The sequence below is a fragment of the Glaciimonas sp. PCH181 genome (genome assembly GCF_003056055.1).
Classification (GTDB): domain Bacteria; phylum Pseudomonadota; class Gammaproteobacteria; order Burkholderiales; family Burkholderiaceae_D; genus Glaciimonas.
This window is the reverse complement of the sequence record NZ_PYFP01000001.1, coordinates 1,216,505-1,243,318: the sequence shown is the minus strand read 5'-3', so window position 1 is coordinate 1,243,318 and position 26,814 is coordinate 1,216,505. Positions and strand designations below refer to the sequence as shown.

The window sequence follows — 26,814 nt, the reverse complement described above, 5'->3', positions numbered from 1 at the left end:
GCATTGCGTATTCTTACCCGCAAGCCACCGTATTCTGGAGAAAAACATGTTTACAAAAATTCTGATCGCTAACCGTGGCGAGATTGCCTGCCGGGTTGCCTCATCGGCGCGTCGCATGGGTGTAAAAACCGTTGCCGTTTATTCGGATGCGGATATCAATGCACGCCATGTCGCGCTGTGCGACGAATCGGTCGCAATCGGCGCGGCACCGGCCAAGGAAAGTTATCTGAGCGCCGATAAAATCATCGCGGCGGCGCTCGCAACGGGCGCACAGGCGATCCATCCGGGTTACGGCTTCTTGTCCGAGAATGCACAATTCGCGCAAGCCTGCTTTGACGCAGGCATAGTCTTCATCGGCCCGCCAGCTTCTGCTATCGTTGCGATGGGTTCCAAGTCGGCCGCCAAAGCCTTGATGGAAAAGGCTAAGGTGCCGTTAGTGCCGGGTTACCATGGCGATCAACAGGATCCGGATTTCTTGCAAAATGAGGCCGACGCGATGGGCTATCCGGTCTTGATCAAGGCCAGCGCTGGCGGTGGCGGCAAAGGCATGCGCATCGTCGAGAAAAGCCAGCAGTTCAAGGATGCCTTGGCATCTTGCAAGCGCGAAGCAATCAACAGCTTTGGCGACGACAAGGTGCTGGTTGAAAAATACCTGACCCAGCCACGCCATATCGAAATCCAGGTATTTGCCGATACGCACGGCAGCTGCGTTTATCTGTTCGAGCGCGACTGCTCGGTCCAGCGTCGCCACCAAAAGGTGCTGGAAGAAGCGCCCGCGCCGGGTATGACGGCCGAACGCCGCATGGCGATGGGCAATGCGGCAACCGCGGCAGCCAAGGCGGTCGGTTACGTCGGCGCTGGCACGGTCGAATTCATCGCCAACCAGGATGGTTCGTTCTATTTCATGGAAATGAACACCCGGCTGCAGGTCGAACATCCGGTCACCGAAATGATCACCGGTCAGGACTTGGTCGAGTGGCAATTACGGGTGGCCTTTGGCGAGGCGCTACCGTTGCAGCAGCAACAGCTAAAGATCCATGGCCATGCGCTCGAAGCGCGTATTTATGCGGAGAATCCAGACAACGATTTCTTGCCGTCGATTGGCACCTTGCGTCATTTACGTACCCCTGCAGCGGTGGCGTTCGAGCTAGGCGGAACGGCAGAGCAGCCCGCGGCGCTGCGCATCGATAGCGGGGTGCGCGAAGGCGATGCGATTTCCCCTTTTTATGATCCGATGATCGCCAAGCTGATCGTTTGGGGGCGCGACCGCCAAGAAGCGCTGACGCGGATGAGCGATGCGCTGTCGGACTATCGGGTCGTGGGACTGAATACCAATATCGCGTTCTTGAAGCGGCTGGTCGAGAGCGTACCGTTCGCCAGCGCCGATCTCGATACCGGCTTGATCGAACGCCATCATGCTGCATTGTTCCCGGCCCCAGCACCGGTATCGATTGAAGTGATGGCACTGGCGGTGATGGCACTGTTGGCCCATGAATCCCGGCGAACGAGAGTGGCATCCTCCGATCCATGGGCGCTTTTGACGGGCTGGCGCATGAATGCCACGTTGCAGCGCACGCTCGAATTTACCGACCTTGGACAGCGCTTGCCAGTGACGTTGGACTACGAGCAAAATGGCTGGACCCTTGGGTACGCCAATCTAACGTCGCAGGTCACACTGGTGACGCAGCAGGGTAGTGACTATGCGATCCGGGTGGATGGCAGGTTGGTGCGCGGCACCGTCGTCGTGGACCGCGATACCGTGCATGTATTTGCTGCGGGCAAGCACGCAGTGTTGCCGTACAACGACCCCCTCGCGCATGCGGGGCAAGTCGAAGCCGAAGTCGGCAGACTGACCGCGCCGATGCCCGGCAAGATCGTCGCGATCTTGGTGTGCAAGGGCGACACGGTACAAAAAGGCGCACCGTTGTTGATCATGGAAGCCATGAAAATGGAACACACGATCGCCGCGCCGCGTGACGGCATGGTGGAGGAAGTGCTGTATGCGATGGGTGATCAGGTCGAGGAAGGTACGCAGTTGCTTTCATTTAAGGTTTAATGAAATTTGATCAATCGCGCTAGCGAAAGATCGAAATGCGCCTTAACTGTCTGCATAATAATCGGTTCAGAAACCAATGCATGGAACGGTGATTTTGGAAAATTTGATCACCAACAATCACTTCTCTGGCAGTAGGAAGGCCAGAGTATTCTCAGGAGATCGGTATGGTAAAATTTTCTAATGAGACAGGTGCTGATTGGCCCGACGCTGGCCGCTGACGGACTCGCCGTGTAGCAGCAAACAAGACAATTCCAAGGTTCTGCAAGCCCATGAATAAAACGGTAACGATTCCGCGCAAGCGCGAAGCTCTAGGCGCACGCTCCGAAAAGCGCGTGAAGGAAATATTGACGGTAGCCCGTGACGTATTTTCTGGAAATGGCTACGAAAAGACCACAACGCTGGAAATCGCGCGACAGCTCGGTATTTCGGAAGCAACAATTTTTTCTTATTTCGGCAGCAAACGCGACTTGTGCATGCAAGTCATCAAGGCTTGGTACGATGAAATTTCGACCAAGCTGGAAGTTGAAGTTGCGCAGATAACCGGAACGCAGGCACAACTGCACTACGTTGTACGCAAGCATCTGATTACCTTGATGCAGGAAGGCACCGGCATGTGCACGCTGGTGTTAAGCGAGGGGCGCACTGTCGATGCGGAATTTGCTGGCCTGATAGCAGAGTTGAAGCGGCGTTACACGGCACCGCTTATGAAAGTGTTGTCCAACGCGCAGCGCAACGGAGAAGTGCGCACGGACATGCCGTTGCCGCTGCTGCGCGACATGGTCTATGGTTCGATGGAGCATGTGCTGTGGGATTACATGGTGAATAAAAATAAACCGGATATTGAAACGACGGCGCAGCAGCTTACCGCAATGCTGTGGTCCTCATTTACCCCTACCAACCATGCGCTGAATAAATTGGTCCAGTTTCGCAATGAAATTGACAATGCATTGCGGCGTGTCGGTGAATAGACCGAATTAGCGAGGCGATCTTGCCGCTTCCGCCACCGACGGCGCGATCGCAGGGTTGCGACGCCTTACGTCTCTGACCCATATCCTGTTCGGTAACGATTATCCGTTCATTCCAGAGCAGGGCATCAATGCTAATGTCGATGGCTTTCGCAATGCTAAGGGGTTGAGCGCAGCCGAGCATGAGGCCATTGCGCGCAGGAATGCTTACGAACTTTTCCCGCGATTAATGCAGCGATAGTGCACACTTGGTCGGAATAGCCGATATAGATATTGAAACGAAAATGCAATGGGATATGACGCTCTAAATCCAAACGCAAGCTGAATCTCGCATCGTCCGATTATCGAGTCGTGCATGTCCCGCTTTGACGATCAGGTCATCGCTATGTCAGCGCTTAGCATGGGCATGCGCGAGATCCCGAGCGAATGCGCGGCAGGGCGTTCACCGCCCTGGATTCTTGCAGCGAAACCTGCATCCGACAAATGCTTTTGCATGGCGCGCGCTGCGACTGCCAGTGTGGCGACAGTTAAGGCGAATGCTGCTTGTACCGGTGATCGGCAAATCTTCGTTTTTATGGATTTCCTTTTGGGTGGCACAGATACTTCAGAATGCTTTAGCTATTTCCTCAGGTATTTCTATCGTCATCATCGCTGAACTCAGGCATTTACCATGGGCATCAAGTGCGAGTGAACGCGTGACGCCGCCGCCCAAGGCGCGTTGCATGACGAAATTCAGTGCGCCCAGACTCGGCAGCGCATAGCGCACTACATCTCCGTGCACGATATCGGCGAAATGCGCTTTGACTAATTCTGGGGTCAGGATTTTTTCCAATAGGGCGTAGTCTTTTTCCTGATAGGCAATCACCGAAATATTTGAAATATCGCCTTTATCGCCAGCGCGGGAATGGGCAAGGTCGCGTAGTTTCATTTTCATTCTCACTCGAAATGTACTGAAGTTTTTACCTGTTGGCGCGGTAGCAGGCAGGATTGCACTGCGACCACTTCCTTTGCCGTTTTGGTGACGCCACCACCGGCTGCGGGACCGCAGGTGTACAGCGTTTCGACTTCGTTGCCGATGCGGATGGCGTCCCGCATATTGTTGCAGCGGGCGCTCACCCGCACCCGCACTTCGTACGGTTCAGATGGCTGAGACGATAATACGGCACCGTGAATCGCGTCTACTCCCAGTAGATCGTAGCGGTATTCATCGAATGTTACGGCGCTAAGTTTTAATCTTTCCGCGACGATGGCTTGGGCTAGTCTGCCGCGCGCCATTGCGCCCGGTCCGGCATATGAAATTTGTCCTTCACCGATATAGCTGTCGATATAGCCTATCGATACTTTCAGGGCGTCGGGTCTGGCGCGTCCGGTAGCGCCTTGCACCAGCACGCGGTCGGGGCCGACTTCGCGCATTGTCACCCCGGAAAAATCGGCCACCACATCCGGTGTCAGGTAGCTGGCGGGATCGTGTATTTCGTACAGTAGTTGTTCCTTGCAGGTGGCAGCCGTTACCAGACCGCCGGAACCTGTAACTTTGGTGATGACGACTGAACCGTCTTCTGCAACCTCGCCGATTGGGAATCCCAACTGTGCCAATCCTTGCACGTCTTTATAACCGGGATCGGCAAAGTAGCCGCCAGTGATCTGACCGGCACACTCAAGCAAATGGCCAACCATCGTGCCTTGGCCGAGCCGATGCCAGTCATCCATGGCCCAGTTGAATTCGTGGATCAACGGCGCGAGGAACAAGGCCGGATCTGAGACCCGGCCTGTAATGATGACATCTGCACCTTGCGCTAACGCTTCTACCAACGGTGCCGCGCCGATGTAGGCGTTGGCCGAAAGTAGTTTGTTGCCCAAGCTGCTGACGGTGATGCCCTGATCGCTGGTATAAGTGCCTGTTTTTAGTGCCTCCAGCACATCATCGCCAGTTACCGCGGCCACCTTCAACTGAAGATTCATCGATAGCGCAATTTCTCTGACCAGAGCGGCGGCGGCTAGGGGATTGGCCGCGCCCATGTTGGTGATGATCTTGATCTTTTTTTCGCTACAGATAGCGAGCACGGCGTGCATTCGTTGTGCCAGCAGCGGATCAAAGCCTGAGGATGGATCTTTCATTTTGCTTTGCTGGGCGATGGCAATGGTGCGCTCGGCCAGACATTCGAAGACCAAATAGTCAATCTCGCCTTTTTCTGCCAATTCGATGGCGGGTTCGATGCGGTCGCCGGAGTAACCGGCGCCGGCACCGATTCTGATATGTTTCATGATAATTTCCTCAGGTGTTTATGTGCAGTATTACAAGGGAAAGACGCCGATCACGACACAGGTAATCGTCATGATGACCGATGCTGCGAACAGATATTTAAATGTGTATTTCTGATGGTCGGCCAAATCAATACCGGCCAGGCCTGCGACCAGAAAAGTTGCTGGCGTCAATGGGCTGACGGGGAAGCCGGTAGTCATCTGGCCCAGCAGGGCGGCTTGCGCCACATGCAGCGGTTGTACTCCCAGCATATGGCCGACTTCCGCGATCACCGGCAGCACGCCGAAGTAGAAAGAGTCGGGATCGAACAACATGGATAGCGGCATCGATATCAAACCAAGCACTGCCGGAATATGCGATGCCATCGACGGCGGTACTAGCCCGACCGCCATCTTGGCCATTGCGCTCAGCATCCCGGATTTGGTCATGATCCCGGTGAATACGCCAGCCGCGAACAAGATGCTGGCCATCAGCAGGGCAGCTTTGGCGTGCGCATCGATACGGCTACGTTGCATATCCGCATTGCGATAATTGATCATCAAGGCCAGCACCACACCGATCATGAACATCACCACCGGATCGACTTTTCCGCTGATCATCACGCCTAGGACGAAGACCGTCAGCACGATATTGATCCAGAAATTCTTTGGACGACGGATGCTTTGTTCTGCTTCTGTCAATTCATGGGTATGGACAAATCCGGCGGGTGCACCCTTGGTTAAGCCAAGGCGTCGTTCTTCTTTCAAACCTAGGTAGTAAGCGACTGAAAAAACAAATATCAGGCCGACGATTTGCACCGGAATTAATGGCGTGAAAATCTCGCTGACCGGAATATGCAGGGCGGCAGAGGCGCGGATCATGGGACCAGTCCACGGCAGGAAATTCACGCCTGCCGCCAGCGATGCGACGCAAGCCAGGATGCGTTTGTCTATGCCAAGACGCTGGTACAACGGTAGCATGGCGGGAATCGTCACGAGGAAGGTGACCGCGCCGGAGCCATCCAAGTGGATCAGTAATGCCAGTAACGCAGTCCCAGGCACGATGCGGGTTGGGCGGCTGCCGACGATGCGCAGGATGCCGGAGATGATCGGGTCCAGCATGCCAGCATCGGTGACGATTCCGAAAAACAAAATCGCGAAGACGAACATGCCTGCCACTGGGGCAATGTTGGTAATGCCCGATACGATGAATTTTGAGGTTCCCAGTCCGAACCCGCCGATCAGGGCAGCAAGGATGGGAATTGCAATCAATGCTACCAGTGGTGACATTTTTTTTGTCAGGATTGCGGCGAGCAGGGTAGCGATAGTGATGAAGCCGAGTAATGCCAGCATATTGTCTGTCTCCAATTCTTTATATATTTTTTAAGTACTTGTTTTAAGCCTTGTTTTGTCGCTATTCTGGTTGCTGGGGTTTGTGCTGTAAAATGTTTTTTTTCGATGGATTGATCGTAAAAAGAGATTAATTGATGAAGCTGAATATCTCCACCCGTTCGCTGCATGCCTTCCTCGCGTTGCAAGAGTGCAAGCATTTCACCAACGCCGCGGAACGTTGTTTTATGTCGCAATCTGCCTTCAGCGTCATGATTCAGAAATTGGAAGCGGCGGTAGGGGCCAAGCTGTTTGAGCGCGATACGCGTAACGTTACGCTGACCGCAGAAGGAGAACTGTTTGCTGAAGTGGCGCGCTCTCTAGTCGGCGATATTGAGGCCGCGTTTGCGGATATGAGCGATTACGTTGCGCGACGCAAAGGCAGGGTGGCGATTGCGGCCTTGCCGTCGCTCGCCGCCAACGGCTTGCCAGCGGTGATTGCCGAATACAAGCGCACTTATCCAGGAATCACCGTGCAACTGTTCGACGCTTTGTCGGATCAGTGCCTCGCCATGCTGCGTCAGGGCAAGGTGGATATCGCTTTGACCGCACCGGGTTCTGGCTTGACTGAGTTCGATACCAAAACCTTATGTAGTGATCCTTTTTATCTGGTGTGTCGGCAGGATCACCCGCTGGCCAAAAAGCGCCGCATTCGTCTGTCTGACTTGAGCGGTTGCGAACTGATCCATCTTGCGCGCAGCACCAGTGTGCGCCAGCACGTCGAGCTATTGCTGCGCGGCATTCCGGTGATGAATTCCGGTCTGGAGGTGGAGCATTTGGCTACCGTGGCAGGGTTGATTGAATCCGGGCTGGGCGTCAGCATCGTGCCGGAGCTGACTTTGTTCCAGTTTCGCCATATGAATCTGGTGAGTATCCCGGTCGATGCCCCGGTTGATACAGATGAAATTGTGCGGCCGATCCTGATCGTGCAAAAGAAAGAGCGTTCTCTTTCCATCGCAGCGCAAGGTATGTCAGAGCTGATTGAAAAACGATTGCGTAACATCGGCAACCGCGCGGCGCCGAAGCGCCTTAAAGGCTAGGTTAACTGGCCTGCGGGACTTGCGCAATTCTTTCCACGAACCTAGCCAAAGCATCTTGGTTTATTTGTCATTGCAACTGTCACGAGCGCCACCAATTCACCGGCAAGTCTGGACCTCGTCCAGAAGCGCAAATATCCTCAAATATTTCTATTTCTTCCATTAAATATACCCGTCGCGACGTAGATGTTAAATCTAGCCGACATCGTGTATCCATTCCTAATACGCCCTTCCGTGGCGAATTGTTGAAGAATTTTGAGAGCTATTTTAGCTTTGAAAAATTCAACTAAAAAAATCAATTTTTTTAGTTTATTTGAACTAATTTTTCGACAAATGATAGCCAAATTTGGATGCAAATACTACATCGAAAAATCTATACTAACTATCGGTGATGATGCCAGATGAATTGAAAAAAAGCGCTGCTTTCATTACTACGATATCTGTTTGCAATACCAATCTGCGGCATGCCCGCATTACCAACCTTAACCCTGGATAACAACGGAAGCTTGCGCCTATCTAAGCCGGGACGAGAGTGTTATCCACACGGAGCCAAAAGCATGAGTACTTTTATTTTTAATGAATTGAATTTCGATAACCACGAACAAGTAGTCTTCGTTTGCGAAGAAAAATCCGGCCTCAAAGGCATCATCGCTGTCCACAACACCAATCTCGGCCCGGCCATGGGTGGTTGCCGGATGTGGGACTACGCGAGTGAAGCCGTCGCCGTTAACGATGTACTGCGATTGTCGCGTGGCATGACCTATAAGAGTGCGGTTGCTGGCCTGCCTATTGGCGGCGGTAAAAGCGTCATCATTGGTAATCCTAAAACAGCCAAGACACCAGCCTTATTCGAAGCCATGGGCGAAGCGTTGGAACGTCTGGGTGGCCGTTACATCACGGCGGAAGATGTCGGCACCAGCCCGGCTGACATGGCGCATATCGCTAGCAAGACTAAATACGTTGCCGGTCTCGGTGCCAGCGGTGATCCATCGCCGTTCACTGCACTCGGATGTTTTGTTGGTGCACAAGCAGCGGTCAGGCATTACCTTGGGCGCGAATCGCTGGAAGGCTTGACGGTGGCGGTACAAGGATTGGGCAACGTCGGTTACGACTACGCCCGCCGCTTGCATCGGGCCGGGGCCAAGTTGATCGTCACCGATATCGATCAGGTTGCACTGGAACGCGCACGCGCCGAGTTTGGTGCCGAAGTAGTCTCAACCGATGCCATTTATGACGTTCAAGCCGACATCTATGCCCCATGCGCATTGGGTGCCACGCTCAATCCCGCAACCTTGACGCGCCTGAAAGCCAAGATTGTCGCCGGTGCTGCCAATAACCAACTGGCCACCGCGGAAGTGGGGGAACTGTTGCGTCGCAAGGAAGTGCTATACGTTCCGGATTTCGTCATCAATGCCGGCGGCATCATCAAGGCTTGCTATGAGTACTACGACAAACCGGAAGCCGATGTCGAAGCCCATGTGCGTGAAATCGGCGTAACTCTGGCTGAGATATTCCAACGCGCCGACACTGAAGGTTTGCCTACCAGCGTGGTAGCAGACATGCTAGCCGAAGCTCGCTTCAAGCATTAATTTTGACCATAAACGCAGGGATGATTTATCTCTGTGCCAAAACGCACGATGGCACCCTTGGGTGCCATTTTTACTATTGAAACTAGGGTGCGATGACATTGAAACGCAGGCCTGTAAGTTTAATCGTTTCCAGGCTAATTTTATCTGATTGCCAGTTCGGTTATGGCCGCGAGTTCCTGCGGTTTGGATAAAAAGGATGAATGGCGAGTGTCGAGGCTTCTAATGACAGTTTTTTCACCGAGGAATCGGTGGCCATGGATTGATTCAATCCACCGCAGGTGGATACGCCAAGGGCCGTCAATCCGCCGGAAAGCGCACCGAACAGGAAATCTTTACGTTTGCCCATTATCATGACCTTAGATTGAAAAAATGTGGATGCTGCTTAACGTAGGCGCTCTTGGAATCCCGATAGACGATACTCAGTTTGCTCTCATCCTGGCTTTCTGGAAGCGCGCTTAGTCACCTCTGTCTATCGTGCAAGCGAAGGATTCAAATCATTGTTAACGTTGAAGTTTTAGTCTTAATAAAGCTGCCATCGTCGTAGGAATCAGGACTTTTTTAATGCTTTTTTGTGATCCCCGTTCAGGCTTCTTTTACGGCTGTACGCATCACGATGCCCGACTGCATAGGTTAAGTATCGTGATGCGGTGATGCAGATCGCTTAAACCCGCAACACGCTTAGAACTTATATCGTAGACCCAAGCGGGCGGTGGCCATGTGATTGCTATTCGATGGTGTCAAGTTGTTCACCGCGGCAACCGCAGCGACATCGCGTGAATCGACCCCCGATGCTTTCTGATACACCCCGACGAGGTAGATGTCAGTGCTTTTCGACAGGAAATAATCCGTGCCAATCGACACTTGATGGTATTTGGCATCAGGTTTTTCACCGGTCGAGGTGGCGACACTTCCGCCACTGGTGTAGTCGTAAGCAGCGCCAATGAGTAAAGCCGGTGTGAGTTGATACTTGGCGTTCAACTCAACGTTATTGAACGTTGCCGTGCCGGAATAACCATGCGGATTCGCGCCAGCCGAGAGGTCGCCAAGGTCGCTGTAACGCGTATACGAATAGGTGGCCCCGAGGGTAGCGCGGCCGATCGCGTAAGAACCAGCCGCCGCCGCAACGCTGTAGCTGTGCGCCGAGATAAACCCAGTGGTGACAGGGGAAGCGAGCGAAACGGATGCCGACGTGACTGCAGAGGCACTGCTGTTGCCGAAAAAACCTGCGTTCGGAGTGCGAGCAGTCAGGTATGCCGCAGCGAGGCTTAACGGGCCGCGTGCATAGTTCGTGCCCAGTGACCAGACTTGGTTGCCCGTTGCGTTACCAGCCTGACCGCCAAGGCTGTACATGCCGCTGAAAGAGACGTCGTTATAAGTGTTGCTTTGGTATTTGATCGCGTTGTTGGTGCGGACCGTATTGTTGAAGTTGTCCAGATCGCCGGGATGCGCGGTGATGTAACCACCCCATTGATCGCCGACCTCGAACAGGCCGATTGAGGTGACGACAGAATCGTATTGGCGGCCCAGCATTAACGTGCCGTATTTGTCGGAAGCCAGGCCGATATACGATTGTCGGCCGAATAGTCTGGCCCCTTGCCCGAGTGCGCCGGTGCCTGCGTCGAAGCCACTTTCCAGAACGAACAACGCGCGATTTCCGCCGCCGAGATCTTCCGAACCTTTTAGTCCCCATCGGCTGCCTGAGAGCACGCCGCTGGTCAGATTGTAAAGCGTCTTCCCGCCAGCGTTCGATTGATAGTTTGCGCCTTCATCGATGATTCCATACAGCGTCACCGACGTTTGCGCATGGCTTAGTGGCGCCATTAGTGATAACGCTGCAATACCTAAGATCCGTTTTGTCATGCCAATCTCCCTTTAGTGATAAATGCTTCGAGTGTTAATAAGTCGTACGTTTTTTGCTGCTGAATCTGTGGACTTCTAACGATTGATGCACTCCATCGCCCGAGTTTCAGGCGCACGTCTCCACGCGGCTGACAGAGTCGCATTCAAAACAGTTCGCTCCCCATGCAAGGCATGGTTCGCGAGGTGCGTTTATTGAGTTCTCAGTTCGCCGGATCCGGGGGGAGGCGTTTGATGAGCAGAAGGGAGAATGTTGAAAGAACCAGGCAAATCGTCACGGCGATTGCAGGGGCCAACTTGTTCCCAGTGACATGAATTAACCAGATTGCGGTCAGTTGCGTAAGTCCGCCAAAAATCGCGACGCCAAAGCTGTAGACGCTGCCTGTGGCGGTAGCGCGCAATGACTTGGGGAATAGCTCGGGAATCATCGTCACGGACGGTGCGCCTTGTATCGTGAAGGGGATCGCCAACCCGACCAGCACAACGAATAGCCGAAAGGTGCTGGGTTCACTGGTTAGCCAAACGTATGCCGGGTAGAGCGAGGTAATAAGGACAACGCGTGCTGCGAGGATGGGAAGTCTACGACCGAAAGCGTCCGCGAATTTACCTGTGATAGGCGCTACTATCAGGATGATCAGGCCGGTCGCAATTGCACAAGCGTATGAAGCAGATTCGCCGAGTTTCAGTTCGCGGATGGCATATGTTGGGACGAAGAATATGATCATGTACGCTGTAACGGCGCCGCCCATCACCAGCAATATACCCGCGAGGAAATTACGAAGATGGTCGCGTAACATGACGGTAAATGGCGAGTGAAGCTCCGGTGCTGTAGCTTTGGCTTGCGGATGGGATTCGAACTCTGCCAGTTGACGACGGATAAAAATGCCGACCGGAAGAATCACTGCGCCGCACAAGAACGGCAAGCGCCAACCCCACGCATACAACGCGTCATGCGGCAAAAAGTAGGAAAGTCCGGCGGCCGACGCTGCGCCAGCGGCAATACCAAGTCCCTGACTGGCCAGCTGCCAGCTGGTATACCACCCTCTGGCACCCACTGGCGCATGTTCGAGCAGCACGGTTGTGGCTGGTCCGACTTCACCTCCGGCGGAGAAACCTTGAATCAGTCGGGCGATGACCATTAAGATTGGCGCCGCGATCCCGATTTGGTCATAAGTCGGTGTCAGCCCAGCCAAACAGACACCCAACGTCATCAGGCTAAGCGTCAAGGTCATGGCGGGGCCTCGTCCTGCGCGATCTGCATACATACCTAGCAGGATGCCGCCAATCGGCCGCATCACAAAGCCGACGCCGAACGTTGCCACCGATGACATCAGCTGACCATCCGCACTAAGTGGCGAAAAGAACTGATGGCCGATGACGATCGCAAAAAAACCGAACACTGTGAAATCGAAAAACTCTAATGCATTGCCGATCGTGGTGGCGACAAGAAGCTTTGTGCCAGATAAGCGCACTGGCTTGATTGCCGCGAAGTGCAATTGATCTCCCATTTCTTTCTCTCTTTTAAGAATGTATATCGTTGCAGCTGGGTGGTGGGCACTATCCGTCGACCATCGGTCAACAAACGCGGATTGCGCGCGCTCACCTCACACTCAGGCGTCGTCTTCGCTGATTGGACGACGCCGTAAGATGGTTCCTCGTTATTGCTTCAAGCGCTCAGGCGTGGAAAATGCTGAAACCGGATACTTTCCGAGTTCCTCCAGGAATAAAGACCATCCACGCAAACCTTCACCAATCGACTTGATGCGGAAGAACTCATTGGGCGCATGCACATCTTCATCGGGAAGGTTGTAACCGAACATCAGTGTATCGACTCCCAGCATCTCTTTGAAGACCGCCGTGATCGGGACGCTTGCGCCGAGCCGGACATGCGCCGCTTGACGACCTGTTTCGTTGAATAAGACAGTTTCGGCCGCCCGCACAAGCGGATGTGCCGGAGATAAGGTCGACGCCGGTGCGCCGCAAAACATGTTGGAAATCTCCAGTGACACGCCCGCTGGGCAATGGCTGTGCAAGTGCTGCGCAACTTGCTGGAGGACGTCGCTTGAATTTTGCCCCTCGACTAAGCGCACGGTGAGCTTTGCGCTAGCAGTGTTCGGGATGATCGTCTTGCCGCCCTGGCCTGTGTAACCGCCCCACATGCCATTGATGTCGAGTGATGGACGCAGCGTCAGCTGTTCCCTGATGATGAAGCCGGGTTCGCCGTGATGACTTGCTGCAACATCGCCCAAGAATGCTTTTTCATCGAAGGGAAATGCCGCTGTGTCGGTTTTTTGACGCGGCGTAATGTCCTCGACGCTTGCGTAAAATCCTTCAACTGCGATCGCCCCGTTTACGTCATGCAAAGACGCGACCAGCGTTGCCATTTCATGCAGTGCATTGCGGACGCAGCCGCCATAACGGCCGGAGTGTAAATCCTTGTCCGCAGTACGCACACTAAATTCCAGTTGACCATTACCGCGTGCGCCCGTGTTGATCGTCGGAAAATCAGCGCTGGCGCGGCCGCCATCGGCTGACAATACCGCGTCGACTTTCAAGAGATCCCGATACCGGTCAATGATGTTCCCCAGCGTAGGGCTTCCGGTTTCTTCCTCTCCCTCCAGGAAAACCTTGACATTGACCGGACAGGCTCCCGACACCGCAAGGTATGCAGCGACGACTTCCAACGCAATGGTCGTTGATCCTTTGACGTCGGATGCGCCACGCGCAAAGATGCATCCGTCTCGTACTGTTGGTTCGAAAGGCGGACTTTTCCACAATTCGATTGGATCTTCCGGCTGTACGTCGTAATGCCCGTAAATCAGGATAGTCGGCTTCCCCGGCGCGCCCAGCCATTCTCCATAGACCGCCGCTTCTCCACCGCCGTCGAGCTCGCAGACATTCTGCATTCCTATTTGCTTCAAGCGTTCTGCCAAGTGCTGCCTTGCTTCATTCATGTGCACGCTGTATGCGGGATCAGCACTGACGCTAGGGATACGGAGAAATGTGTCGAGACGCGACAGGATGTTGTCGTGCTCGGCATGCAGAAAATCGACTACGCGTTCATTCATGATTATTCCTGATTCTAAGTTTGCTTTCGCGAGTAGCCTGAGCGACTCGCGTCTTGTGTTACACGTGCATTAATAAATAGGTGGGAATACAGCTTTTCCCCAGAGGGTGTTGCAGTTGTGCGTCGTTTCGAAAGCAGTGTTCGATACGGTGATCGACGGAATCGTCAGTTCGACCATTTCGCGATCGCTGGATGCTACGTATCGCGGCCAATGCGGGATGCTCCGGTCTGAGCCGTCTCCGTTTGGATCCCCATTGCGGGCGAAATTGACGAGATACTTCTTCATCTGAACGCCAAGCGCTTGCATGGCGGGGAGCGGGTTACTTGTTGCGACATTGGGTGCGCCGAACCAATATGACGCGTCGGTCCCGTGTGATGTACCCAGATAGAAGGCCGTCGGGTTAGTTGGGAAGGAGAGCGTAGGATCTGTAAATTCCCACCCGAATACGGGAACCCATGCGGAAAGTTCGTCCCGGCGTGAGCTGTTCCCACACGCGTATAACGCATCGCCTTCCGCGCGTGCCAAGCCCTGTGCGGGAACCGCATAGTTAGCAAGTGGATAGGCCGCTTGGATCTTCGTAGTGTCATAGCCGGGTGGCGCAAGCGATGCGATCGCTTGCGTATAGACCGACGCAGGCAATGTCGGAGGAACGAACAGCGTTCCCTCGTCATACACGCCGCCGATCATCACTGGCACACGGTTAAAGTTGCCGGTAATAAACGCAGCCGACGGCACCTGAGTGACAACTTTGCCATCGATCGTTGGCCGCCACTTGCTATTAGTTTGGGCGGCGACAAGGTCGGTAGCTGATTTGCCGCGCAGACACGCTAAAGCATCGGGCGTACCAGTACATCCAGCGGCCTGGATCAGCGTATTGCCTTGCGCAATCGCGTTATCCGGCGTTAAGTTCGAGTAAGCGCCGCCGCCACCACTTTGCATGACCGCCTTGCTGAACAGGCCTTTGGATAGAGGCGATTCCAGCAGCGTGAACGTGGACGTGGCACCAGCCGACAATCCCCAAACGGTGACGTTGTTCGGATCGCCACCGAACGCGGCGATGTTTTTCTGCACCCATTGCAGCGCAGCCTGCTGGTCCATCACGGCGAAATTCCCCAGAGTGCCATCACCATTCGCAGTCTGTAGCGCAGCGTTCGCCAGGTAGCCTAACGCCCCAAGTCGGTAGTTGAAGCTCGCGAACACGATGTTGCCCGTCGTCGCGATCGCACTGCCATCAACCTGCGCGCCCGAACCAAGCGTGAACGCGCCGCCATGGATGTAGACAACAACCGGGAGTTTGCTAGATGCAACCGTGGCCGCAGGTTCTTGTACGTTGATGAAGAGACAATCCTCCGACATGTTGCTCGCCGGGATGTCGTTTTGCACTGTAGTTTGCGGACAGGCGTTGCCGTAAGACGCGGTGCTCAGCGTGCTGGTGCGAGGCACCGGCGCTTGCGGAGGCATCCAGCGCAGTGTCCCAACAGGGGCCTTCGCGTATGGCATACCAAGATAAGAAACAACGTTGCCTTTCAGCACCCCTACGACGGGACCTTCTGTAGTCTGGACCGTGACATTGCTGGTCGCTAAGGCGTCCTTCTGCCCGCTGCCACCGCCGCACGCACTAAGCGTTACGGCAAGCAGTGCGAAAATGGTTGAAATACCCTTATTTGTTTTCATGTCTACCCCTTGTCTGTGTCGAATGAACTTCGCTACTTTTTTACTATTTCCCGGCTGTGCCGAGGTCGGGTATTTGGGTGCGACCTCTTGCATCGAACGGATCTGTGCACGCTCTCGGCGTCTTAAGAACAATGCGATAACACATCATAGAAAGTGTAAATTCATCTGTCCAATGCATTATTTTTCTGATTATCATTACATTTTCTGATGCTTGGCATACACTTAGACGTGCCCAAATACACTCTTCTGGAATAGGACGTCATTATGAATTTGCATCACCTTGAGCATTTCCTGGCGTTGGTTGAAACGGGCTCTTTTAGCAGGGCATCAGAGGTGCTATATCTCACGCAACCGGCGTTAAGCCGTAGCATTCAGATGCTTGAGCAGGAGCTGGGAACGCGATTGATTGATCGTGTTGGTAAACGCAACGAGCTCACGCCGTTTGGCACCGTGGTTGCCGAGAAGGCCAGAAAGATCGTCTCTGAGGCTGTAGATCTGAAGCACACCGCACAGTTGCTGACTCAGGGTGATGGCGGCACGATCCGGCTCGGATTGGGGTCTGCGCCAAATGCCATGTTTGCGGGACCGTTGTTGTCGTACATGCTGCGTCAGTATCCCCGCGTCGGTGTGCATCTTTCAACGGGCAGTCCCGAGGCCCAGGTTGCGGCTTTGCGGGAGCGCACATTCGATGCCTTGCTCGTGCATTCACGCGCGGTTCCACCTCGTGAGGATCTGCATACGCGTTTGCTTGGCCGCGTGCAATCGGGTTTCATGTGTCGGCGTGGTCATCCACTGTCGAACCGCCATGGCGTAGAGTTCGCCGAGATCGTCAAATACCCGGTCGTTTCGACCGTGCTGAGCGATGAAACTTCTCGTGTGCTAATTGAGCGTTTTGGTCCGATAGCGCATCCGACGCGCTTCTTGCGGGCATCGTCAGACTCCGTCGCTGCACTGATCGATGCCGTACTGACGACTGATGCGGTTTTTCTTGGCGTACTTGCCACGGCGCGGACATGGCTGCGTAGCGGTGACATCGAAGTAGTGCAGCTCGATCTGCCATTCGAAGTCGATGCACAGTATGCTTTTGTTACTTTGGAGGGGCGGACGGAGTCTCCTATGCTAGACGTAATTCGCCAATTTTGCGTCAATCTTGCGCTCAGCGAAGTGAAGCAAAAAGCCTTCGCCCCGGACGCAAAATGACAGGATTCCGTCACTTATTCACGGCGCAATCAGGCGCAATGTCAGTAGCGATTTTCTAATAAAATATCCGTTTGATCTGATAACGTATTTGTCTCAAGAATTCCCAATGGGTGAACCGCATGTCGTTCCAAAATTACTGGCTCTTTCTTCCTGCCTGTTTTGCACTGAATATGGCATTCAGCCCGAATAACATGCTATCCCTGTCGAACGGTGCGCGCGATGGTGTGCGTTATTCGATACTCGCAGCGTTTGGACGTTTGCTGGCTTTTGCTGTGATGATAGGAATCGCCGGTTTTGGCCTCGGTGCGCTTTTGCTTGCATCGGAAACACTATTTACCGTGTTGAAATTTGGCGGTGCTGCTTATCTGGTCTGGCTTGGCATCAAATTATTTAACTCGCAGCCTGTTGATCTGGGGGGCGCCGTAAATGACAAGCAGACAATCGCCGAACTGCCCTACGAAAAATTACGCCGACTAGCAAAACAAGAGTTTTTGGTGGCAGCAGGGAACCCCAAAGCGATTCTTATCTTCACCGCATTTTTCCCTCAATTTGTTGATCAATCAGCTTATACGACGAGCTTTTTAATGCTCGGCGCGACGTTTTTACTGCTTGAGTTAGTGGCCATTGCCATTTATGCGTTGATCGGTGCGCGGCTGAGAATATTTACAAATAGCGCAAAAGGATTTCGCTGGTTCAACCGTGTGAGTGGATCGATGATGATTGCGTTTGGCGTGGTATTGGCGTTTTTAAGGCGGCCTGCTGCGTGAGTTGATAATCAGGGTTTTTTGACAATAGATTTCTGTGAGGCAATCGCTATCGATGGTTTTTTCTTGGTTGTTTTCCACGTTAGTTAATAAAATTATTCCTTTGTCGTTTTGCGTTGACCACGCAGGAGCGTGGAGGGCTATTTAATATGCCATTGTTGTCTGAAAAAAGATCATGCTGACGCGCATAGCATCGGACAATTTATGAACTGCTCGGCTTCTAGCGGAACAATTTTTCTCATCAAAAATTCGGGTTTAGGCCCGTCAAAACGTTCAGCGCACACCGCCAATAGATGATCTTCCGATGGCTGAAACTGCCAAAATTGCCATCGGGACGGACTATCGTTTAAGGATGGATTGGTTGAGAATTTTATGTGACGATCTGTTGTGAAATCAAATTCAAATTGATCCAGAGGAATCGATAATCCCATCCCACGCGCCTTTACATAGGCTTCCTTTAACGTCCAATATTGAAAGAAGCGCTGTGATTGGGATTCAGGCGGAAGTGCGACAAGAGCGGCGACTTCATTGGGGGAGAAAAACTGTGATGCCAAGTCAAGCGGCGCATCACGAAGGCCGACGTTTTCTACGTCAACTCCCAATGTATCGCCAAAGGTTATGCCGAGTACGATCAGGTTTTTTGTGTGGGAGATATTGAATGCTATTTTTGATGCGACATCAGGATTCGCAATTTCTGGTCGTCCGTAAGCATTGCTGGCGAACAACCATTCTTCCGGCGCTACGTCAGCGTAACGTGACAGCACTGTACGAACAAGTGCACGCGTAACAAGATAGCGTCGTCGATCTCGCAAAAAATGAAAACGCTTTTCCTGCTGTCGTTCTTCTTCCGTCAACAGACTGCGATATCGGTCCAATAAATGCAGATTTTGTATCTCGTCAACGTAGGCAAACCATAAATGAATTGTGTCAGCATTGTTTGCTAGCATAGTAGAGGACGATATTTTAGGTCTGTTCATCGGTGACTATAATGCGAATCGAAAAGTTAAGATCGTAAAAGCGTCTGTTTTTCGATTTGCATTATAGTCACCGATGACCGGTTATACCTATCTAACCATGCCGCATGGTTATCTTGCCAGGCTTGCGCTGGTCAATGACAATTTTTCAGATAATTGCTTGTGTGCTGTATTTACTGCCTGCGCCACAGCTTCCGGGCCGAAGACCAGTCCTTGCAGCGGAAAAAAGTGCACATCGTTGATGCCGATTGAGCCTAGTGCATAGCGCAAGTACGGTGTCAAAAAATCAGCCTGTTTCGCCCGTTCACCTGCAAAAAAACCACCAGAACTTACCAAGACAAAGGTCGGACGGTCTTTCATCCATCCAACTTTACCTTCCGGCGTAGCGGAAAAGCTGCGATTGATGCGGATGACATGATCGAGCCAGAGTTTGAGCGCGGCGGGCACGGTGAAGTTGTGCATCGGCGTGACGATGAACAGCATATCGTGCTGCTCCAGTTCGGCAATCAGGCGTTCCGACCACGCGAATTCTTCCGCATCGGCTACGGTTTGCGAAGTGATGGCCATCGCGTAATCGCGGCCGATGGGTGGAATGGGTGATTTCACCAAATCACGTTCGGTGATCTTTACATTGTCGATGCCTGATGCAGCAATCGCTTCCCTAGCCAGACGATACCCGTAGCTTGCATCGCTGTGCGGGCCGCTGTTCAATAACAAAATACGCGTCATGCCGTTATATCCTGAGTAAGTGGTTCGACGAAATGCATGCCTCTTGCCAGCAGTCCTTGCCGGAAGTAAAACCGTTGCGCCAGCGCCATATGCAACCCGGTATCCAGCACAAAATGGTTGCAGTGCAACGCGATGGCTTGTTGCCTTGCTGCTTGCAGCAGGCGCTCGCCCAACCCGGCGCGATGCAACGAAGCCGTTACCACCAGATCATCGACGTAAATGAAGTGCCCGTACAGCAAATTGTCTAGCAATCGATAGCCTGCCAGTCCGACAATTGCGCCATCGCGCCAGGCTGCAAGCAAGCGATAGCCTTGGGTGCGTTGCTGCGCGATTTGTGCGGCGTAGCTTGCGCGGTCGCTCAGATGCGGTCGTAATTCCTTCATTACCGAGAACGACGCTTCCAGATCGGCGTCGCTTTCGATGTGTTTTATTTTTACATCAGACTGCATACGTTTCTCCCAAAGTTTAACCTCGCTCTATCGTTGCGGTGATAGAGCGAACAGAGCTATTGGCGTTAGCAATTACTCTGGCATCTTGCGAAATGCGATAGCAAAGCGATTCCAGCTGTTGATCGACGTGATAAGTAATGTCAGTTCAACCAGTTCGGCATCGGTGAAGTGGGGGCGAACGGCATTCCAGACTGCATCCGGTACATGGTTTTGCGAGATCAACGTCAGCGATTCAGTCCATTCCAAAGCAGCGCGTTCGCGTTCGCTGAAGAAGGGGGTTTCGCGCCAGGCCGAAACGGTTGCCATGCGGCGTTCAGATTCGCCAGCTTTGCGGGCGTCGGTCACGTGCATGTCGAGGCAGAATGCGCAGCCGTTGATTTGCGATGCACGCAGGCGGACAAGTTCCTTCAGCAGGATGTCTAGCGAGCCTTTGTTGACTTGGTTTTCAACACCGATCAGTGCCTTGATAACGTCTTTGTCAGCAATGTAGAAGTCGAGGCGAGGGTGCATATAAAGCTCCTTGTTAGGTAAATCGAAGTGAATAAATGGCGTTTGCTTGATGTGTAGTATGCGAAAATCATGGCCATGTTAGAAGGGCCAAGAAATAAAAAAAGGACTAGTCCATGAAATTCTATAAGCCTGACCTCGATTTACGCGTCAATCGCGCGCTGGAATTGCCTATGTACATGCAAATATGCCAACGTTTTAAGACGGCAATCGAGCAGGGAAACTTGCAGGCGGGCGATCGTGTGCCAGCTGTACGGGCGCTGGCGATCGAACTGAATCTGGCCCGTGGCACGGTGGAAATGGCGTATCGCATCCTGACGGACGAGGGTTATCTGCAAGTCAGGGGCGCGGCAGGCACGGTAGTATCGCCGTCGTTGCCGCCGCCAGCTGTCCTCAAATCGCCCGTAATCATGATCGGACAAGCGCATGCCGTTATCGTCGAGCATGACGGCAAGGCACCGAAGCCGCTACAAATGGGATTGCCTGCGCTGGATGCATTTCCGCGCAAGGTGTGGAACCGGCTAGTCGGGCATCGGCTGCGCGGCAGTGAACCTGCGCGGCTGGCCTATCCCGATCCTGCCGGTTTCGACCGTTTGCGGGAAAAGATTGCCACCTATCTGGGTGTCTCGCGCGGCGTGACTTGTCTGCCGGAACAGGTGTTCGTCACGACCGGCTTGCGCAATACGCTGGAATTGACGTTAAGCAGTCTTTCTACTGCTGACGATGCGTTTTGGCTTGAAGATCCGGGCTATATTTTTGCACGCCTGTTTTTGCAGACTGCCGCAGTCAAGGTCGTGCCGGTGCCGGTCGATGAACATGGATTAATGGTCGAGGAAGGTAAACGACTCAGTCCGCATGCAAAATTCGCGATGGTGACGCCGTCGCACCAAAGTCCACTGGGCGTGACGTTATCGCTGGAACGCCGGATGGCGCTGTTGGAATGGGCCAGCAAAGCCGGTAGCTGGATTATCGAAGACGACTACGATAGTGAGTTTCGTTATCAGGGGCGACCGCTGCCAGCGCTGAAAAGCCTGGATCGCAATGATCGCGTCATTTATAGCGGCACCTTTAGCAAGGCGATGTTCCCCGGCTTAAGGCTGGCGTATGTCGTTGCACCGGTGAGTGCGGTTGCACATTTTCGGGCAGCCTCTTACAACCTGAATGCAGGCTGCCCCTATTTGTTTCAGGCGGGTATTGCCGACTTTATCGCGGAAGGTCATTTCTCAAGACATCTGAAAAAAATGCGTTTGTTATATGCAGAACGGCGCGCAGTGACTGCACAGATTTTTCAGGAAATATTGGGTGATCGGATACGGATCACATTGCAGCCGGGCGGTTTGCACATACTGGCAAAGCTGGCTGATCACGAAGACGATATCATGCTGGCGGACCATGCGCGGGCTGCTGGTTTAGCTGTGCATCCGTTGTCGCGCTGGTATATCAACGCAAAGCCGCAGCGGGGATTGTTGCTGGGTTTTGCGAATGTTATCGATGAGAAGGATGCGCTACGTCTGGCGCTGAAACTCAAACAAGCGTTGGCATAGAGTTAAGCAGCGTGTGCCACAACGTGGATTTCAACCAGCTGATGAGGAAAGGCCAAACCCGACACGCCGATGACGGTTGCGGCTGGACGATGGTCGCCGACATATTCTTTGAACAGCACCGCTAATGGCGCGAAGTGTGCTTGCGAGTCTGTCAAATAGATTTCCATATGCGCGATATTCGATTTCGTGACGCCAAATCCTGCCAGCACACGATCGAGATTTTCCAGCGTCTGCCGGGTCTGTACCTCGAAATCGTCCTCGCCGACAGCCGGCGTTTCTGGTGGCCGGGGATTTGGCTGCCGGCCGCATCAGGTGCTGCCCAACCTTGAGGCAGACGATGTAAAGATCGTCAGGATCTACCCTACAAGACGTTTTCTGGAACCCCGCGTCAGGCGCTTCATAGATCTCATGGTCGATGAATTAGGGAGCTGAGGCTGCAACAGGGGGCAAGTGGCCGCCGCCATGCGTTTTCTTGAAGAATCGTTTCTAATCATCCTGATCTAGGCCCGATTGCGACCGCAAATGGCATCCCGTTTTACCATCTTCCGATCACGCCAGAAACCAAGATACAGCACGAGGCGCGCTTGCTCGCCGCCCTGAAACGTCGGACAATCAATATCCATCATTCGTTCTTACCCGGTTTCAAGGGGGACAAGCCTTACCATCAAGCCTATGTCAGAGGGGTTAAATTAATCGGCGCAACCGCACATTATGTCACCACAGATTTGGATGAAGGGCCGGGATGCACCATTGCCGTCTAAAACCCCGCAGCCGCAGCCTTTGCTTACCGGAGAAACAGATAATTTCAAGGTGCGTAAAGCCTTGCTGCTGATAGAACGAAATATTTCTACGCCCTTATCTCTTGAAGAAATAGCTGAACGCGTACATGTCAGCGCACGTCAGCTGGAACGCTTATTCCATGCCGAATTGGGGATGAGTCCCACTGCTTTTGCAATGAAATTGCGCTTTCGCAAGGCTTACGGAAAAACGCCGACACAAGCGCGGAAAACCAGAGAGTCTAGAAAAGCGACTGAAGTGCTTTAGAAGAAACTAGTTGTCTAGTCCGGGATAGCAGTGAAAAATCTCTGGCTCGGCAATAACAAGCCTTACGGAACAGCCCAGAAATCGTGGAAGATGGGGCGGTAACGCGATCCGTTGATTAGTCGGCATGGCAGTGAGTCGCGATGCCGAAAACGTGGTTTGGGCGTCATAGTCGACCTTGCTTTTGTAAGCAGAGATACCTACTACCAGCAGATAGCCGACTACTGTACCGACGTCCAGTTTTCTTCCATTTCTAAACATAAACCATCCTGAATAATCATCTTCGAACGTCTTACTTATTGCTGCTGTCTTGACTTGACGTATCCGTTCCGGTCAATCGCGTATTCGCTTCTTGTGCACCCTGTATCTGTTTTTGGTCATTGGTCGCTGTTGCTTCTGCGTGCGAGTCATGATCGTGTTCAGCGGTTTTCGGTTGTTCATGTGCGAGGTGGCTTTTGCGTACCTGTTCAACGATCAATTGATCTTGTGCAGCATTGGCCATAGAACATACGGCGAGACCGACAATGATGAGACTGGCTATGGTGAATTTTTTCATGGCGATTTTCTTTTTCTCAAATTTCTAAAGTAAAAATAATTGTCCTACAAGTTTATGGACGCCTTAAACGGCTTTAATTGGTTGGCACACCACGTCCGCAAGGCTGCTGCGATCAGGATCAAATATTGCTACGGTTTTTGCCTTAAACGGATGGAGATGGCCTGTGTGGTTTAATCTCCATCCGACTGCTTCATCGCCAATACTAAAGCTACGTCCGTGGTATCTGGCGATGGTTAAAAGTGGACGATAGCGTCCATTGCAAACATGAATTGATTTTTTGTTCCAGTCGTAACGGTAGAGCCACAGCCTGCCGTCCCAGCAACCGGACATGGGTTGTTGTACGCTGGCAATCCGGCGTGTTCATAGCGTATTTCAGGACGGATTGTGATGGCCTTGCCGAACCAGTGATTCCAGCCAAGCAAAACTTCCTTATACCTGGTAGCGAAGCCGGTCCGCTGACCGTTTACATCGTCCAGAATTTCTGAGCGCAAAGTGATGAAGTCACGCGGCGTGGGTTGATACACAAGGTAGTTGACGACTGCCCATTCTTTTGAGGTACAGGTAACGCCATCGGTCGGGCCGCAACCATGGCCGCCCATTGCGCCGAAAGGTCCACCAACGGTGTTTGTCGTGCCGAAGTAAGAGTTCCACAAGCCTGGACCGTCAGCGTTCTGCATGTTGGGCGTATTCTTTTCATACATGTACCAGCCCTCGGTGGAGATATGCCACTTGTCGTTGAATTTGTGATACCAGGTAATGGCTTCGTGCTGCAAATTATTCCAACCGAAGTTGCCGCTATTGCCGACGGGCTTGGCACCATTTAAACAAGGGTAGAGCGAGTCATTGCCACTGTCCGATGTCCAATTTACACAGACTGCTGGCGTCAGTTGTGCGCCAATCTTCTGACCGGCATTTGGATTGGCGACTGTATCGCCAGCGGCATTCACAAAGGTCGACGGTACCCTTGGGTGATACCAGATCGCCACGTCGTTCCCGGCGGATACGCCACCCTGAATCGTCCAGTTTTTATTGAGTTTGATCGTTGTCATGACACCTTCTTGCGTGTATGGATCAACGGTGTACAGCAGAGAATGGCTGTAGGTATAGTTGTTCGGTGCCAGCTGCGCTTCGATGTCTGGAACTGAAATATAACGACCGATCCGGACATTCATGCCGTCCGCTACACCGGGGAAATAACCCTCTACATAGGCCATCGGCATGTCATACCCATTCCCCCTTACGTTGCCGTTGGAATTGGTATATTGATTGCTCCACAAGCCCCTTGAAAAAGTGTATTTTGCATCGGTGCCATACAAACCTGTCAGGCGAAATCCCCAATCGAAATGATCCTGTTGCACTTCGTCAGGCGTGCGTTCGAGATACAGCGCGAATTGATCCAATTGCACGGTGTTCGGCTTGTAAGCATAGGCTGCCGGGAAGTTGCCGCCGGTCCCGTTTTGCCCGTTGAATTGCGTATGCGACGAACTGATATTCATCCCCGGATTGATCCAGCCGTACAGCGTCACTCGGCTGTCTTTCCAGGCCTGCCCATTTGGTCCGCTATAGATGGCATCCATCAGCGCACCATTATAAGAATTGTCATAGCCGATCATTTCCGATCCGCCCATCGGCCAGCTGGAAAACGGCATTGGCGGCGACGATTCCGGTGGTGGTTGATACCCTTTGCGCCATGTTTGCGGTGCACCCGCAGGATCGCCGTTCCAGTTCAAATAATCTTTATAAGTACTCAAAAATCTATTTGAGAAAGACAGTTTTTCTGAGCCCGGTGTACTGCCCTCTACCGCGCCACCTGTCGCAGTTGCAGCGGCAGTTTGCCCAAACGCTGGACCGGCTGCGGTCATTGCAACCATACCGATACCGGCGCACGCACACGCAACCAGATGTCGGATGTTGATGATCGTTGTCATGTTTTTATTCCCCTGTAATGTAAAAGCCAATCAATTCATGCATGACATGCACCCTCATATCGGCACACCGATATCAATTTTTGCGAAGGGTTTTTGCAGCCGCTTTCTAGCTGCGTTTGACCAAGGAGGTAGCAATCAGCATCGGCAAAATTTTAGCAAGGAGCATATAAAAAATTTAGAAAAAGACGGCATGAACGTGTAAATTTCGCGTAAAAACGAAGCGCTGATACAGGGATATATCGATACGTCGGCTTGTTTAGAGGGCGGCTTCACGCAAGATCAACCTAGCGCACAAGGGAGCGCCGAAGGTGCGCCGATGCCATCGATCGAGGCGACCACGCAAGGCGATCGATTATGGGAAGGCTGTCGCAATACGTCGTAATGCCCGCGGATTGGTATGTCTTGGTAAGTCGGAATCGGCCGGAAGAATTTCCGAACTTGGGAAGAGGAACGCGTGACTTGATTCCTAAGCCTGTGCGCGCTCAGCTTCTATAATTGCTGGTGGTGTTACAAAACTAAAGCTAGGAGTCATCGCGTCAACTGTCGGTTACAGTTCGCAGGCTTCATTTACCCGCGCATTCGTACAATATGTGGGAATGCCGCCATCAGAGTGGCGCAAGCAAAGCGCCGGATAAATTTTAATGCTTGCGGTTGATGCACATGATCAAAAGATTATTTAAAACCTCGTTCCATCGGAATGTTGTGTCCTTGAATTTTTTTATACAGCGTCGGTTTTGATATGCCTAATCTTTTAGCCGATTCTGTCACATTAAATCGACATTCACGCAGCACGTTAATAATGGCAACACGTTCCATTTCTTTAAGCGGACGTCCTGCATCAAATTTAGTGGTATTGGGGGCCATTTGAATCCGTGCCGTGTCAAGAAATGCGATGTCTTCTATTTCCTCTTCATCCGTCAGATTTACCATTCGCTCAACGGCATTCTCCAGCTCTCTTACATTCCCGGGCCACGGGTAATTCAGCATTTGGTCTAATACATAAGCAGAAAAGCGGAAAGTCCGTTTGTTTAATAAGTCTGCGTATTTTGTTAAAAAATAGTTTGCCAGTACAACGATATCTTCTCGCCGTTGACGCAGCGATGGGATTGTTATACCAATGACGTTACAGCGGTAAAAAAGATCTTCCCGAAATTCTTTTATCTGAATCAGCTGAGGTAAATCTTTATTACTCGCTGAAATTATTCGCACATCAATACGTCTGGCGGGTAAGCAACTAGAGAACGCG

The 26,814-nt window shown here is 52.6% G+C and carries 28 protein-coding genes and 1 pseudogene; 12 read left to right on the top strand and 17 right to left on the bottom strand.

Annotated features, from left to right (window positions below; genetic code table 11):
- The first annotated feature begins 46 nt into the window (after positions 1-46).
- The 3 genes from C7W93_RS05620 to C7W93_RS25435 all read left to right on the top strand — a co-directional run bounded on the left by C7W93_RS05620 (position 47) and on the right by C7W93_RS25435 (position 3,262).
- Positions 47-2,056: an acetyl/propionyl/methylcrotonyl-CoA carboxylase subunit alpha gene (locus C7W93_RS05620; protein ID WP_108439137.1), complete on the top strand. Its 2,010-nt coding sequence runs from the start codon at positions 47-49 to the stop codon at positions 2,054-2,056.
- A gap of 269 nt (positions 2,057-2,325) precedes the next feature.
- The gene (locus tag C7W93_RS05615; protein WP_108439136.1) at positions 2,326-3,024 is read left to right on the top strand and encodes a TetR/AcrR family transcriptional regulator; all 699 of its coding nucleotides are present in this window, start codon (positions 2,326-2,328) and stop codon (positions 3,022-3,024) included.
- 55 nt (positions 3,025-3,079) lie between these two features.
- A complete protein-coding gene (locus C7W93_RS25435; protein WP_201747166.1) occupies positions 3,080-3,262 on the top strand; it encodes an amidohydrolase family protein in 183 nt (60 codons plus the stop codon).
- A 363-nt stretch (positions 3,263-3,625) separates the two neighbouring features.
- Here the strand turns inward: C7W93_RS25435 and C7W93_RS05600 are convergent, their stop codons facing one another.
- The 3 genes from C7W93_RS05600 to C7W93_RS05590 are packed head-to-tail and all read right to left on the bottom strand — an operon-like array spanning position 3,626 to position 6,615.
- A complete protein-coding gene (locus C7W93_RS05600) occupies positions 3,626-3,949 on the bottom strand; it encodes a hypothetical protein (RefSeq protein ID WP_108440499.1) in 324 nt (107 codons plus the stop codon).
- Between the two features lie 8 nt (positions 3,950-3,957).
- On the bottom strand, positions 3,958-5,286 hold the full coding sequence (locus C7W93_RS05595) for an acyclic terpene utilization AtuA family protein (protein WP_108439133.1): 1,329 nt from the start codon (positions 5,284-5,286) through the stop codon (positions 3,958-3,960).
- 30 nt (positions 5,287-5,316) lie between these two features.
- On the bottom strand, positions 5,317-6,615 hold the full coding sequence (locus C7W93_RS05590) for a CitMHS family transporter (protein WP_108439132.1): 1,299 nt from the start codon (positions 6,613-6,615) through the stop codon (positions 5,317-5,319).
- Positions 6,616-6,749: 134 nt separating this feature from the next.
- Between C7W93_RS05590 and C7W93_RS05585 the strand changes: the two genes are divergently transcribed.
- Both C7W93_RS05585 and C7W93_RS05580 read left to right on the top strand, forming a co-directional pair.
- Positions 6,750-7,691, top strand: coding sequence for a LysR family transcriptional regulator (locus tag C7W93_RS05585; protein ID WP_108439131.1), 942 nt, complete (start codon positions 6,750-6,752; stop codon positions 7,689-7,691).
- A 554-nt stretch (positions 7,692-8,245) separates the two neighbouring features.
- Positions 8,246-9,277 carry a Glu/Leu/Phe/Val dehydrogenase gene (locus C7W93_RS05580; protein WP_108439130.1) on the top strand — a complete coding sequence of 344 codons (1,032 nt, stop codon included), beginning with the start codon at positions 8,246-8,248 and terminating at the stop codon, positions 9,275-9,277.
- Positions 9,278-9,437: 160 nt separating this feature from the next.
- Here C7W93_RS05580 and C7W93_RS05575 read toward each other — a convergent pair whose 3' ends face one another.
- From C7W93_RS05575 to C7W93_RS05555, 5 genes are all read right to left on the bottom strand, one after another.
- Positions 9,438-9,623: a hypothetical protein gene (locus C7W93_RS05575; RefSeq protein WP_108439129.1), complete on the bottom strand. Its 186-nt coding sequence runs from the start codon at positions 9,621-9,623 to the stop codon at positions 9,438-9,440.
- Positions 9,624-9,955: 332 nt separating this feature from the next.
- Positions 9,956-11,137 (bottom strand): porin, encoded by a 1,182-nt coding sequence (locus tag C7W93_RS05570; protein WP_108439128.1) that lies wholly within the window; start codon positions 11,135-11,137, stop codon positions 9,956-9,958.
- 200 nt (positions 11,138-11,337) lie between these two features.
- Positions 11,338-12,642 carry an MFS transporter gene (locus C7W93_RS05565; protein ID WP_108439127.1) on the bottom strand — a complete coding sequence of 435 codons (1,305 nt, stop codon included), beginning with the start codon at positions 12,640-12,642 and terminating at the stop codon, positions 11,338-11,340.
- Positions 12,643-12,792: 150 nt separating this feature from the next.
- Positions 12,793-14,202, bottom strand: a complete 1,410-nt coding sequence (locus tag C7W93_RS05560; RefSeq protein ID WP_108439126.1) for a dipeptidase — start codon at positions 14,200-14,202, stop codon at positions 12,793-12,795.
- Positions 14,203-14,271: 69 nt separating this feature from the next.
- Positions 14,272-15,876: a carboxylesterase/lipase family protein gene (locus C7W93_RS05555; protein ID WP_108439125.1), complete on the bottom strand. Its 1,605-nt coding sequence runs from the start codon at positions 15,874-15,876 to the stop codon at positions 14,272-14,274.
- A 264-nt stretch (positions 15,877-16,140) separates the two neighbouring features.
- On the opposite strand from C7W93_RS05555, the gene C7W93_RS05550 reads away from it, so the two are divergent.
- On the top strand, positions 16,141-17,076 hold the full coding sequence (locus C7W93_RS05550) for a LysR family transcriptional regulator (RefSeq protein WP_108439124.1): 936 nt from the start codon (positions 16,141-16,143) through the stop codon (positions 17,074-17,076).
- A 119-nt stretch (positions 17,077-17,195) separates the two neighbouring features.
- Positions 17,196-17,843 (top strand): LysE family translocator, encoded by a 648-nt coding sequence (locus C7W93_RS05545; RefSeq protein WP_108439123.1) that lies wholly within the window; start codon positions 17,196-17,198, stop codon positions 17,841-17,843.
- A gap of 170 nt (positions 17,844-18,013) precedes the next feature.
- Here the strand turns inward: C7W93_RS05545 and C7W93_RS05540 are convergent, their stop codons facing one another.
- From C7W93_RS05540 to C7W93_RS05525, 4 genes are all read right to left on the bottom strand, one after another.
- Positions 18,014-18,565: a 4'-phosphopantetheinyl transferase superfamily protein gene (locus C7W93_RS05540; RefSeq protein WP_161539887.1), complete on the bottom strand. Its 552-nt coding sequence runs from the start codon at positions 18,563-18,565 to the stop codon at positions 18,014-18,016.
- Between the two features lie 360 nt (positions 18,566-18,925).
- Positions 18,926-19,543 carry an FMN-dependent NADH-azoreductase gene (locus C7W93_RS05535; RefSeq protein WP_108439121.1) on the bottom strand — a complete coding sequence of 206 codons (618 nt, stop codon included), beginning with the start codon at positions 19,541-19,543 and terminating at the stop codon, positions 18,926-18,928.
- Entirely contained in the window at positions 19,540-19,992 is a 453-nt protein-coding gene (locus C7W93_RS05530; protein ID WP_108439120.1) for a GNAT family N-acetyltransferase, read from the bottom strand. Before C7W93_RS05530 ends, C7W93_RS05535 begins: the two co-directional genes overlap by 4 nt.
- A gap of 72 nt (positions 19,993-20,064) precedes the next feature.
- The gene (locus tag C7W93_RS05525) at positions 20,065-20,502 is read right to left on the bottom strand and encodes a carboxymuconolactone decarboxylase family protein (RefSeq protein WP_108439119.1); all 438 of its coding nucleotides are present in this window, start codon (positions 20,500-20,502) and stop codon (positions 20,065-20,067) included.
- 113 nt (positions 20,503-20,615) lie between these two features.
- Between C7W93_RS05525 and C7W93_RS05520 the strand changes: the two genes are divergently transcribed.
- The gene (locus tag C7W93_RS05520) at positions 20,616-22,043 is read left to right on the top strand and encodes a PLP-dependent aminotransferase family protein (RefSeq protein WP_108439118.1); all 1,428 of its coding nucleotides are present in this window, start codon (positions 20,616-20,618) and stop codon (positions 22,041-22,043) included.
- A gap of 2 nt (positions 22,044-22,045) precedes the next feature.
- Here the strand turns inward: C7W93_RS05520 and C7W93_RS05515 are convergent, their stop codons facing one another.
- Complete coding sequence (locus tag C7W93_RS05515; RefSeq protein WP_225869857.1) at positions 22,046-22,270, bottom strand: RidA family protein; 225 nt, start codon at positions 22,268-22,270, stop codon at positions 22,046-22,048.
- Between C7W93_RS05515 and C7W93_RS24945 the strand changes: the two genes are divergently transcribed.
- The 3 genes and pseudogenes from C7W93_RS24945 (at position 22,211) to C7W93_RS05500 (ending at position 23,087) form a co-directional block, all read left to right on the top strand.
- Complete coding sequence (locus C7W93_RS24945; RefSeq protein ID WP_225869756.1) at positions 22,211-22,372, top strand: hypothetical protein; 162 nt, start codon at positions 22,211-22,213, stop codon at positions 22,370-22,372. The genes C7W93_RS05515 and C7W93_RS24945 overlap by 60 nt on opposite strands.
- A 150-nt stretch (positions 22,373-22,522) precedes the next feature.
- Positions 22,523-22,783 (top strand): annotated as a pseudogene (locus tag C7W93_RS05505) (formyltransferase family protein); the annotation flags it as partial.
- Positions 22,755-23,087: an AraC family transcriptional regulator gene (locus C7W93_RS05500; RefSeq protein ID WP_108439116.1), complete on the top strand. Its 333-nt coding sequence runs from the start codon at positions 22,755-22,757 to the stop codon at positions 23,085-23,087. The pseudogene C7W93_RS05505 and the gene C7W93_RS05500, both read left to right, overlap by 29 nt.
- 6 nt (positions 23,088-23,093) lie before the next feature.
- Here the strand turns inward: C7W93_RS05500 and C7W93_RS24410 are convergent, their stop codons facing one another.
- From C7W93_RS24410 to C7W93_RS05490, 3 genes are all read right to left on the bottom strand, one after another.
- Positions 23,094-23,345 (bottom strand): hypothetical protein, encoded by a 252-nt coding sequence (locus C7W93_RS24410; protein WP_146177524.1) that lies wholly within the window; start codon positions 23,343-23,345, stop codon positions 23,094-23,096.
- Positions 23,346-23,376: 31 nt separating this feature from the next.
- Positions 23,377-23,640 carry a hypothetical protein gene (locus tag C7W93_RS05495; protein WP_108439115.1) on the bottom strand — a complete coding sequence of 88 codons (264 nt, stop codon included), beginning with the start codon at positions 23,638-23,640 and terminating at the stop codon, positions 23,377-23,379.
- Between the two features lie 233 nt (positions 23,641-23,873).
- A complete protein-coding gene (locus C7W93_RS05490; protein ID WP_108439114.1) occupies positions 23,874-25,568 on the bottom strand; it encodes an outer membrane beta-barrel protein in 1,695 nt (564 codons plus the stop codon).
- A gap of 491 nt (positions 25,569-26,059) precedes the next feature.
- On the opposite strand from C7W93_RS05490, the gene C7W93_RS25430 reads away from it, so the two are divergent.
- Positions 26,060-26,203 (top strand): AraC family transcriptional regulator, encoded by a 144-nt coding sequence (locus C7W93_RS25430; protein ID WP_108440498.1) that lies wholly within the window; start codon positions 26,060-26,062, stop codon positions 26,201-26,203.
- 37 nt (positions 26,204-26,240) lie between these two features.
- Here the strand turns inward: C7W93_RS25430 and C7W93_RS05475 are convergent, their stop codons facing one another.
- A complete protein-coding gene (locus C7W93_RS05475) occupies positions 26,241-26,777 on the bottom strand; it encodes a helix-turn-helix domain-containing protein (protein ID WP_161539886.1) in 537 nt (178 codons plus the stop codon).
- Positions 26,778-26,814: the final 37 nt, after the last annotated feature.